This window comes from Luteimonas mephitis DSM 12574, from assembly GCF_000422305.1.
Lineage (GTDB): Bacteria > Pseudomonadota > Gammaproteobacteria > Xanthomonadales > Xanthomonadaceae > Luteimonas > Luteimonas mephitis.
This window is the reverse complement of the sequence record NZ_KE383817.1, coordinates 392341-402428: the sequence shown is the minus strand read 5'-3', so window position 1 is coordinate 402428 and position 10088 is coordinate 392341. Positions and strand designations below refer to the sequence as shown.

The following is a 10088-nucleotide window of genomic DNA, read 5'->3' as shown; positions in this document are numbered from 1 at the left end:
CGTGCGCGCAACCGCCGCACCGAGCTGAACGTCCAGAACTGAGTTCGACGCCAAGCAGTCCCACGAAGCCCGGCTCATGCCGGGCTTCGTTTTTTTTGGCATTCCTTCGCGGCAATGTTCACGTTTTACATGAACAGTCTTGTGCAAGGCTTGTCCGATCCGCGCCTCGCACCTACACTCGCGGGCATCGAAAAGAGGGTGTAGGGCATGCGCAAGACGGTCGTTTTCCTGCTGGGCCTGATGGCCGTTCCGGGGTTCTCGTACGCTGCGGTGCAGTGCCCGTCCACGACCGTGCCGCAGGCAGCTCCGCTGCGCCCGACCGTGATTGCGCCGGTGTCCGGCGAGCTCGCCGCCTCTGCCTACCAGCTCGGCACCCAGAGCAGCGTGCTGAGCCAGGCCTACGATGAATCCCAGTCCGTGGACCAGGTGCTGCTGCGCCTGCGCATCGAAGGCTGCCAGAACGTCGCCAAGGCGATCCCCGCGCCGAGTGCGATCAAGGCCGACGACCCGGCCGCCTACAAGCCGAAGACCGAGTTCGACAACACCCCCTGGCGTTTCGACATGAGCCAGAACGGCAAGCGCATGACGGCCGACGAGTTCAGCGCATGGATGGAGTCGCGCGGCGTGCGCGTCGCCAAGGGCGCGGCACCCGCTGCAGCGGCGCCGGCTGCCGATGCCCCCGTGCCGGCGGCGGATGCGCCGGCCGAAGCGGAAAAGCCCATCACGCCGTAACCGGCATACGTTTCAGGCGGCCGCGCCCGTGGCGTCGGGCTTCCTGGCCGCCGGCTTCGACGCACTGCAATTGCGATGCCGCGCCAGATCCGTGCGAGCGCTTCGGCCGCGCGCCGTGTTGTGCTGATCCGGGTTTGGGGCCGGAAGCTCGCGGTTGAAGTAGACCTGCACGCGCGCAACGCGCGGCGGCGGCTCAGGCCTTGACGACGCCCAGTTCGTGGCCGATCCGGCTGAACGCATCGATCGCGCGGTCCAGATGCTCGCGCGTATGCGCGGCGCTGATCTGGGTGCGGATGCGGGCCTGGCCCTGGGGCACGACCGGGAAGAAGAAACCGATCGCGTAGATGCCTTCCTCGAGCAGGCGCTGCGCGAACTTTTGTGCCAGCGGCGCGTCGTACAGCATCACCGGGGTAATCGGATGCACCCCCGGCTTCAGGTCGAAGCCGGCGGCGGTCATCTTTTCGCGGAAATACGCCGTGTTGGCCGCAAGCTGCTCGCGCAATTCGCCCGCGGCGTCGAGCATCTCGAACGCCTTGATGCCCGCTGCCACCACGTGCGGCGGCAGCGAGTTGGAGAACAGGTAGGGCCGGGAGCGCTGGCGCAGCATCTCGATCACCTCGCTCGACGCCGTCGTGAACCCGCCCACGGCGCCGCCCATCGCCTTGCCGAGGGTGCCGGTGATGATGTCGATGCGGTCGAGCACGCCCCTCACTTCGGCCGAGCCGCGACCGGTCTTGCCGAGGAAGCCGGTGGCGTGGCATTCGTCGATGTGCACCAGCGCGCCGTACTTCCTCGCCAGCGCCGTGATCTCGTCGAGCGGGGCGATGAAGCCGTCCATCGAGAAAACGCCGTCGGTGGTGATCAGCTTGGTCTTCGCGCCCGCGGCGTCAGCAGCCTGCAGCTGCTTTTCCAGGTCGGCCATGTCGCTGTTGGCGTAGCGGAAGCGCCTGGCCTTGCACAGGCGCACGCCGTCGATGATCGAGGCGTGGTTGAGCGCGTCGGAGATGATCGCGTCGTCCTCGCCCAGCAGCGGTTCGAAGAGGCCGCCATTGGCGTCGAAGCAGGCGGCGTAGAGGATCGTGTCGCCCTTGCCGAAGAAGTCCGCGATCGTCTTCTCCAGCTGCTTGTGCAGGTCCTGCGTGCCGCAGATGAATCGAACCGAGGCCATGCCGAAACCGTGCGTGTCGAGCGCCTGCTTGGCGGCTGCGATGATGTCCGGATGGTCGGCCAGGCCGAGGTAGTTGTTGGCGCAGAAGTTCAGCACCGTGCGGCCGTCTTCCAGGGTGATCTCGGCCGACTGTGGACTGGTGATGATGCGTTCGGCCTTGAACAGGCCGGCGTCGCGGATCTCGTCGAGGGTGTCGGCGTAGCGTTGGGTCAGGGACATGGCGGTTCCGTGCGGATGTTGTTCTCGTAGGAGCGGCTTCAGCCGCGAGCTTTTTCCCGACGGCTGCAGGAGCTCGCGGCTGAAGCCGCTCCTACAGAAACCCGGGAGGTGGTGCTCAATTCCAGCTCAGCACGACCTTGCCCGACTTGCCCGATTCCATCAGGTCGAAGCCCTTCTGGAACTCGTCCACCGGCAGCTGGTGGCTGAGCACCTTGCCCAGCGGGAAGCCGGACAGCACCAGCTGGGTCATCTTGTACCAGGTCTCGTACATGCGCCGGCCGTAGATGCCGTGCAGGGTCAGGCCCTTGAAGATCACCCGGTCCCAGTCGATGCCGGCGCCCTTGGGCTGCAGGCCGAGCAGGGCGACCTTGCCGCCGTTGTACATGCAGTCGAGCATGTCGTTGAGCGCGCGCGGGTTGCCGCTCATCTCCAGGCCCACGTCGAAGCCTTCCATGTGCAGGTCGGCCATCACGTCCTTGACCGACTGGTTGGCGACGTTGACCACGCGCGTGGCGCCCATGTCGGCGGCCAGCTTCAGGCGGTAGTCGTTGACGTCGGTGACCACCACGTTGCGCGCGCCGATGTGCTTGCAGATGCCGGCGGCCATCACCCCGATCGGGCCGGCGCCGGTGATCAGCACGTCTTCGCCGACCACGTCGAACTCCAGCGCGCAGTGCGCGGCGTTGCCGTAGGGGTCGAAGAAGGCGGCCAGCTCGCTCGGGATCTGGTCCGGGATCGGCCACAGGTTGCTGGCCGGCATCACGATGTATTCGGCGAAGGCGCCATCGCGGTTGACGCCGATGCCCACGGTGTTGGGGCACAGGTGCTGCTTGCCGGCGCGGCAGTTGCGGCAGTGGCCGCAGACGATGTGGCCCTCGGCCGAAACCCGCTGGCCGATCGCGTAACCGTTCACGCCAGGGCCGATTTCGACGATGCGGCCGACGAATTCATGGCCGATCACCAGTCCCGGCTTGATCGTGCGCTGGCTCCATTCATCCCACAGGTAGATATGCAGGTCGGTGCCGCAGATCGCGGTTTTCTCCAGCTTGATCAGGACCTCGTTCGCGCCGGGCTGCGGGACCGGCACTTCCTCCATCCAGATGCCCTTGGCGGCCTCGCGCTTGACCAGCGCCTTCATGGTCGAGGGGATCTGCAAGGGCTGGCTGGCGATGGGCGGCATGGGAAGGGCTCTGGAGTCCGGACGGATACGCGATTGTACCGTCCGGCCCCGATGCCGGCCCCTTCATGACCGTCGGCATTTGCCTCGGCATGCCCGCTGTGGCTAAGGTCCAAGGTTTGCCTTGTCCCCATCCGAATCTAGGAGTGATCGTGTCCCTGCGCATCCTGCCTGCGGCCCTGGCCGTCGCCCTGCTGTCCACCGCCGCCAGTGCCGATGAAGGCATGTGGGAACCGAAACAGATGCCCGAACTGGCCACGCAGCTCAAGGCGCGCGGCCTCCAGATGAACCCGGAAGCCCTGTCCAACCTCGCCGCCAAGCCGCTCGACGCGGTGATCAGCCTCGGCGGCTGCACCGCCAGCTTCGTCTCGCCCAGGGGTCTGGTGGTGACCAACCACCACTGCGCCTACGGCACCATCCAGTACAACTCCACGCCCGAGCGCGACCTGTTGGCCGACGGCTTCGTGGCGAAGGACTTCGCCGGCGAACTGCCGGCCGATCCCAACGCCCGCGTCTACGTCACCCAGGACATCAGCGACGTCACCGACAAGGTCACCGGCGACCTCGCCCCCGACATGGACGGCAAGGCCCGCTTCGACGCCATCGACGCGCGCCGCAAGGCGCTGGTGGCCGAGTGCGAGAAGCCCGGCGGCCTGCGCTGCAACGTCTACAACTTCAATGGCGGCCTGCAGTTCTCGCTGATCCGCCAGCTCGAGATCCGCGACGTGCGGCTGGTGTACGCGCCGCCGGCGTCGATCGGCAAGTTCGGCGGCGACGAGGACAACTTCGAGTGGCCGCGCCACACCGGCGACTGGAGCTTCCTGCGCGCCTATGTCGGCAAGGACGGCAAGCCGGCCGCGTATTCGAAGGACAACGTGCCGTACCAGCCCAAGAGCTGGCTCACGGTGGCCCAGGACGACCTGAAGGCCGGCGACTACGTGATGGTCACCGGCTACCCGGGCTCGACCAACCGCTATCGCCTCGCCGACGAAGTCAACGACGCGATCAGCTGGGAATACCCGACGCTCGTCGCCTACCTCAAGGATTACCTCGCCACCATCGACCGCACCACGCAGGGCGACAAGGCCGCGGCGCTGAAGTACGCGTCGACCATCGCCGGGCTCAACAACGCGATGAAGCTGTTCCAGGGCCAGCTCGACGGTTTCGCGAAGATGGACGACCCGGTCGGTGCGAAACGCGCGCGCGAGGACGAGCTGAAGGCATGGCTGGCCGGGCGCGGCGATGCCGGCAAGGCGCAGGCCCAGGCCATCGGTGCGCTGGAGAAGGAGCTTGCCGCCGAGCGCGCCACCCGCGAGCGCGACCAGTGGTTCGACAGCGCCGTCGGCGGCGGGCTGGCGGGCGTGGCCGTGCAGCTGTACCGCAACGCCATCGAGCAGGCCAAGCCCGATGCGGAGCGCGAGAGCGGCTTCCAGGACCGCGACGCGCCGCGCATGGAAGGCCGTTTGAAGTCGATGGACAAGCGCTACGACGCCAAGGTCGACAAGGCGATCATGGCCCTGCGCCTGCAGCGCTATGCCAGCCAGGTGCCGGCCGACCAGCGCGTGCCCGAACTCGACGCATGGCTCGGCATCGGCGCCGATGACAAGGCCATTCCCGGCCTCGATGCGAAGCTTGACGCGCTCTATGCCGGCTCGAAGCTGGGCGGCGAAGCCGCGCGCCTGCAGTGGTGGAAGGCCGACAAGGCCGCGATCGACGCATCCGATGACACTGCGCTGCAGTTCGCGGCCAAGGTGATGCCGGCGATCCTGCGCCTGGAGGACGAAGGCGAGGCGCGCGCCGGCCGCATCCAGGCGCTGCGCCCGCAATACATGCAGGCGATGATCGACTTCAACGCCTCGCAGGGCCGTCCGGTCTATCCGGATGCCAACAGCTCGCTGCGCATCACCTTCGGCACCGTGCGCGGCTATTCGCCCCGCGACGGCGTGGAGATGAAGCCTTTCACCACGCTGGCCGGCATCGTCGCCAAGACCACCGGCAAGGAGCCCTTCATCTCGCCGCAGTCCGAACTCGACGCGATCGCGCAGGGCAAGGGCGCGCAGTACCGCGTCGACGAACTCGGTGACGTGCCGGTGAACTTCCTCAGCGACGTCGATACCACCGGCGGCAACTCCGGCTCGCCCACGCTCAACGCGCGCGGCGAACTGGTCGGCCTGCTGTTCGACGGCAACTACGAAAGCCTGAGCGCGGACTGGATCTTCAATCCCGCGTTGACCCGTTCGATCCACGTCGACGCGCGCTACATGCGCTGGACGATGGACGAAGTGGACCACGCCGAGCGCCTGCTCGAAGAGATGGGGCTGCCGCATGACTGATGGCAAGGGAGCATTGAACATGGCACTGCGCAGCGCACTGCTCGCATCCGTCGCCGGGCTGTCGCTCGGCGCCCACGCCGACGAGGGCATGTGGATGCCGTCGCAGCTGCCGGAGATTTCCGCGCAGCTTGAAGCCGCCGGTTTCAAGGGCGACCCGAAGGACCTCGCCGACCTGACCAGACCGCCGATGAGCGCGGTGGTCTCGCTCGGCGGCTGCACCGCGAGCTTCGTATCAAAGCAGGGTCTCGTGGTGACCAACCACCACTGCGCCTACGGCGCGATCCAGCTCAACTCGACGCCGGAAAACAACCTGATCGCCAACGGCTTCAATGCCGCCACGCGCGCGCAGGAAGTGTCCGCCGGGCCGGCCGCGCGCGTGCTGGTGACCGAATCGTTCGACCGCATCACCGACCGCATCCTCGCGGATGCGCGTGGCAAGACCGGCCGCGCCTACTACGATGCAGTCGACGCGGCGAGCAAGGCCGTCGTGGCCGAGTGCGAACAGGACGCCGGCTACCGCTGCAGCGTCGCCAACATGTACTACGGCACCGATTTCTACCTGATCAGGCAGCTGGAGCTGAAGGACATCCGCCTGGTCTACGCGCCGCCGGAATCGATCGGCAGCTACGGCGACGAAATCGACAACTTCATGTGGCCGCGCCACAGCGGCGACTTCGCTTTCTACCGCGCCTACGTCGGCAAGGACGGCAAGCCCGCGCCGTTCTCGCAGGACAACGTGCCGTACCGGCCGAAGGCATTCCTCGAGGTCTCGACCGACCCGGTCGCCGAGGGCGATTTCGCCATGCTGGCCGGCTATCCGGGCCGCACCTTCCGCCACCGCAGCGCCGCCGAGTTCGCCGACCAGGTGCAGTCGCAGCTGCCGGCGCGCATCGACCTGTACGGTTCGCTGATCGACACGATCGAGCGCGCCGCTGCCGGCAATGCCGATGCCGGCGTGCGCTACGCCTCGCAGCTGGCGAGCCTGAAGAACGGCCTCAAGCGGGCGCAGGGCGAACTCGACGGCCTGCGCCGCAGCGCCGCCGTCGACGTGAAGGCGAAGGACGAGGCCGCGATGCTGGCCTGGCTCGCGCCGCAGCCCGATGCTGCCGCCACCCGCGCCGACATCGACGCCGCGCAGGCGGTGATCGCGCAGTCGCACGCCACCCGCGAGCGGGACACCCTGTTCGCGACGATGCGCTCGCAGACCCAGCTGCTCAAGTCCGCGCTGCAGCTGCAGCGGCTGGCGTCCGAGCGCGGCAAGCCGGATCCCGAGCGCGAGCGCGGCTACCAGCAGCGCGACGAAGCCTTGATCGAAGCCTCGCTCAAGCAGGCCCAGCGTCGTTACGACCCGGCGGTGGAGAAGGCCGTGCTGGCCGAACTGCTGGCGCGCTACTACAAGTTGCCGGCCGACCAGCGCATCGCCGAGGTCGACGCCGTGTTCGGCAACGACACTGCGAAGGCGAAGGCAGCGCTCGATACGCTGTATGCCGGCACGAAGCTGGGCGACGAGGCCGAGCGCCTGCGCCTGCTCGCCGCGCCGCCAGCGGACGTCGCCGCTTCCGCCGACCCGCTCGTGCAGGCCGCAGCAAAACTGCTGCCGGCCGAACTGCGCATCGAGGACGTCGACAAGGCGCAGGAAGGCGAGCTGCTGCGCCTGCGCCCGGCCTACATGCGCGCGCTGATCGGCTATCGCCAGTCGCAGGGCCGCGCGGTGTACCCCGACGCCAACTCCACCCTGCGCGTGAGCTACGGCAAGGTGAGTTCGCTCGACCCGCGCGACGGCGTGCACTACACGCCGCTGACCACGGTGCAGGGCATCGTCGAGAAGCACACCGGCGTGGTTCCGTTCGACGCACCGAAGCCGCTGCGCGACGCGATCGCCAAGGGCGACTTCGGCAGCACCGCCGACCCGGTCCTCGGGACGCAGACCGTCAACTTCCTCACCAACCTTGACACGACCGGCGGCAACTCCGGCTCGCCGGTAATGGATGCGAACGGACGCCTGATCGGGCTGAACTTCGACAGCAACTGGGAGGCGGTCAGCGCCAGCTGGATGTACGACCCGCGCTACAAGCGCGCGATCCACGTCGACGTGCGCTACCTGCGCTGGCTGCTGGCCAAGGTCTACCCGGCGCCGCAGCTGCTGGAGGAAATGCGCCTGCCGGCCGAATAGGGCGGGCAGCGGATCCGATGCACCGCGCGGATCCATCCGACACGTTTTGCACCACAACGATCTGAAAGCAGGAAGAGAACATGCGAATGACGATTCTGGCCGCGGCGACCGCGGCACTGGCAACGCTGGCCATCGCCGCGCCGGGCACGGCCCGGGCCGGCGAGGGCATGTGGGTCCCGCAGCAGTTGCCGGAGATCTCCAGGACGCTGAAGAAGGCCGGGCTCAAGCTCGATCCGGACGACCTGGCCGACCTCACCGGCGACCCGATGGGCGCGGTGGTCTCGCTCGGCGGCTGCACCGCGAGCTTCGTGTCAAAGCAGGGCCTGGTGGTCACCAACCACCACTGCGCCTACGGCGCGATCCAGCTGAACTCCACGCCCGATCGCAACCTGATGACCGACGGTTTCAACGCCGCGCAGCGGAGCGACGAACTGTCCGCCGGGCCGAACGCGCGCATCTACGCGCTCGAATCGATCGAGGACGTGACTGCCAGGGTCGACGCCGCGATCACCGCCGCGCCCGACGCGCTCGCGCGCGCCAACGCGCTGGACGACATCGAGAAGCAACTGGTCGCCAGCTGCGAGGAAGGCGGCGGTTACCGCTGCCGCCTGTACAGCTTCGCCGGCGGCAATACCTATCGCCTGTTCAAGAACCTGGAAATCCGCGACGTGCGCCTGGTCTACGCGCCGCCGGGCAGCGTCGGCGCCTTCGGCGGCGACATCGACAACTGGATGTGGCCGCGCCACACCGGCGACTTCTCGTTCTACCGCGCCTACGTCGGCAAGGATGGCAAGCCCGCCGCATATGCGCAGGACAACGTGCCCTACCAGCCGAAGCACTGGCTGAAGTTCGCCGACAAGCCGCTGGGTGCGGGTGATTTCGTCATGGTCGCCGGCTATCCCGGCGTCACCAGCCGGTATGCGCTGGCGGACGAGTTCGACAACGCCGCTGGCTGGAGCTATCCGGCGATCGCCAGGCACTACCGCCAGCTCGCGGCGCTGGTCGACGCGGCCGGCATCAAGGACCCGGACATCGCGGTGAAGTACGCCAGCACCGTGCGCGGCTGGGAAAACACGATGAAGAACTACGCTGGCCAGGTGGAGGGCTTCGAGCGCATCGACGCCGCCGCGCGCAAGCGCAGCGAGGAAGCCGCAGTGCTCGACTGGCTGCGCGGCCAGGGCGACGCCGGCAAGCCGGCGCTCGAAGCGCACGAAAGGCTGGTGGCGCTGGCCGCAGACGCCCGCGCCACGCGCGAGCGCGACCTGATCGTCTCGCGCTTCGACAACACCGGCGTGGTCGACGTTGCGCTCACGCTGTATCGCCGCGCGATCGAGCACGAGAAGCCCGACGCGCAGCGCGAAGCCGGTTACCAGGACCGCGACGATGCCTCCATCGAGGGCGCGATGAAGCAGATGGAGCGCCGCTACGTGCCGGAGATGGATCGCCAGCTGCAGCGCTACTGGCTGCAGCAGTACATCGCGCTGCCGGAGGCGCAGCGTGACGCCGCGCTCGACAAGTGGCTCGGCGGAAGCGACGACAAGCACGTCGGGCGCGCCATCGACAAGCTGGCGAAGACCAAACTCGGCGACACCGACGAACGCCTGCGCTGGTTCGCAGCCTCGCGCAAGGACTTCGAGGCGAGCAAGGATCCCGCGATCCAGTACGCGGTCGCGGTGATGCCGTCGCTGCTCGCGCGCGAAGACGCGCGCAAGGCGCGCGCCGGCGACGCACTGCTGGCCCGGCCGGTGTACCTGAAGGCGGTGGCCGACTATCGCCAGAGCAAGGGCGAGGCGGTCTATCCGGATGCCAACAGCTCGCTGCGCATCACCTTCGGCCACGTGCAGCCGTACACCAAGCTCAACGGTGCGAAGCAGCTGCCGTTCACCACGCTGGAGCAGGTGGCGGCGAAGACCACCGGCAAGGAGCCGTTCGATTCGCCGCAGGCGCTGGTGGACGCGGTCAAGGCCAAGCGCTACGGCGGTCTGGCCGACAAGCGCCTGGGCACGGTGCCGGTGAACTTCCTCTCCGACCTCGACATCACCGGCGGCAACTCCGGTTCCCCGGTGATGGACGCGCGCGGGCGGCTGGTGGGCCTGGCGTTCGACATGAACTGGGAAGCGGTGGTGTCGAACTGGGTGTTCGACCCGGAGATGACGCGGATGATCTCGGTCGACAGCCGCTACATCCGCTGGATCATGCAGGAGGTCTACCCGGCGCCGCAGGTGCTGGAGGAACTCGGCCTGGCGCCGCGCGCGAAGCGCTGATCGCGCGCGCCGCGGAATGAAG

General features: G+C 67.9%; 6 protein-coding genes. 4 read left to right on the top strand and 2 right to left on the bottom strand.

Translation table 11 applies throughout. The features are described from left to right. Positions 1–207 precede the first annotated feature (207 nt). On the top strand, positions 208–732 hold the full coding sequence (locus H570_RS0115600; RefSeq protein ID WP_027081551.1) for a hypothetical protein: 525 nt from the start codon (positions 208–210) through the stop codon (positions 730–732). A gap of 193 nt (positions 733–925) precedes the next feature. Here the strand turns inward: H570_RS0115600 and kbl are convergent, their stop codons facing one another. Next, a complete protein-coding gene (gene kbl / locus H570_RS0115595; RefSeq protein ID WP_027081550.1) occupies positions 926–2119 on the bottom strand; it encodes a glycine C-acetyltransferase in 1194 nt (397 codons plus the stop codon). Between the two features lie 115 nt (positions 2120–2234). Beyond that, positions 2235–3269: an L-threonine 3-dehydrogenase gene (gene tdh, locus H570_RS0115590; protein WP_211219132.1), complete on the bottom strand. Its 1035-nt coding sequence runs from the start codon at positions 3267–3269 to the stop codon at positions 2235–2237. 179 nt (positions 3270–3448) lie between these two features. On the opposite strand from tdh, the gene H570_RS0115585 reads away from it, so the two are divergent. The 3 genes from H570_RS0115585 to H570_RS0115575 all read left to right on the top strand — a co-directional run bounded on the left by H570_RS0115585 (position 3449) and on the right by H570_RS0115575 (position 10066). Further along, positions 3449–5629: a S46 family peptidase gene (locus H570_RS0115585; RefSeq protein WP_027081548.1), complete on the top strand. Its 2181-nt coding sequence runs from the start codon at positions 3449–3451 to the stop codon at positions 5627–5629. A gap of 19 nt (positions 5630–5648) precedes the next feature. Continuing rightward, the gene (locus H570_RS0115580; protein WP_027081547.1) at positions 5649–7802 is read left to right on the top strand and encodes a S46 family peptidase; all 2154 of its coding nucleotides are present in this window, start codon (positions 5649–5651) and stop codon (positions 7800–7802) included. A 167-nt stretch (positions 7803–7969) separates the two neighbouring features. Then, positions 7970–10066, top strand: coding sequence for a S46 family peptidase (locus H570_RS0115575; RefSeq protein ID WP_027081546.1), 2097 nt, complete (start codon positions 7970–7972; stop codon positions 10064–10066). Positions 10067–10088 lie beyond the last annotated feature (22 nt).

Excerpts from the sequence above, each read along its gene's own strand:
- H570_RS0115580 (WP_027081547.1), top strand. The coding sequence starts at position 5,649 with ATGGCACTGCGCAGCGCACTGCTCGCATCCGTCGCCGGGCTGTCGCTC.
- H570_RS0115600 (WP_027081551.1), top strand. The coding sequence starts at position 208 with ATGCGCAAGACGGTCGTTTTCCTGCTGGGCCTGATGGCCGTTCCGGGG.
- kbl (WP_027081550.1), bottom strand. The coding sequence starts at position 2,119 with ATGTCCCTGACCCAACGCTACGCCGACACCCTCGACGAGATCCGCGAC.
- H570_RS0115575 (WP_027081546.1), top strand. The coding sequence starts at position 7,970 with ATGTGGGTCCCGCAGCAGTTGCCGGAGATCTCCAGGACGCTGAAGAAG.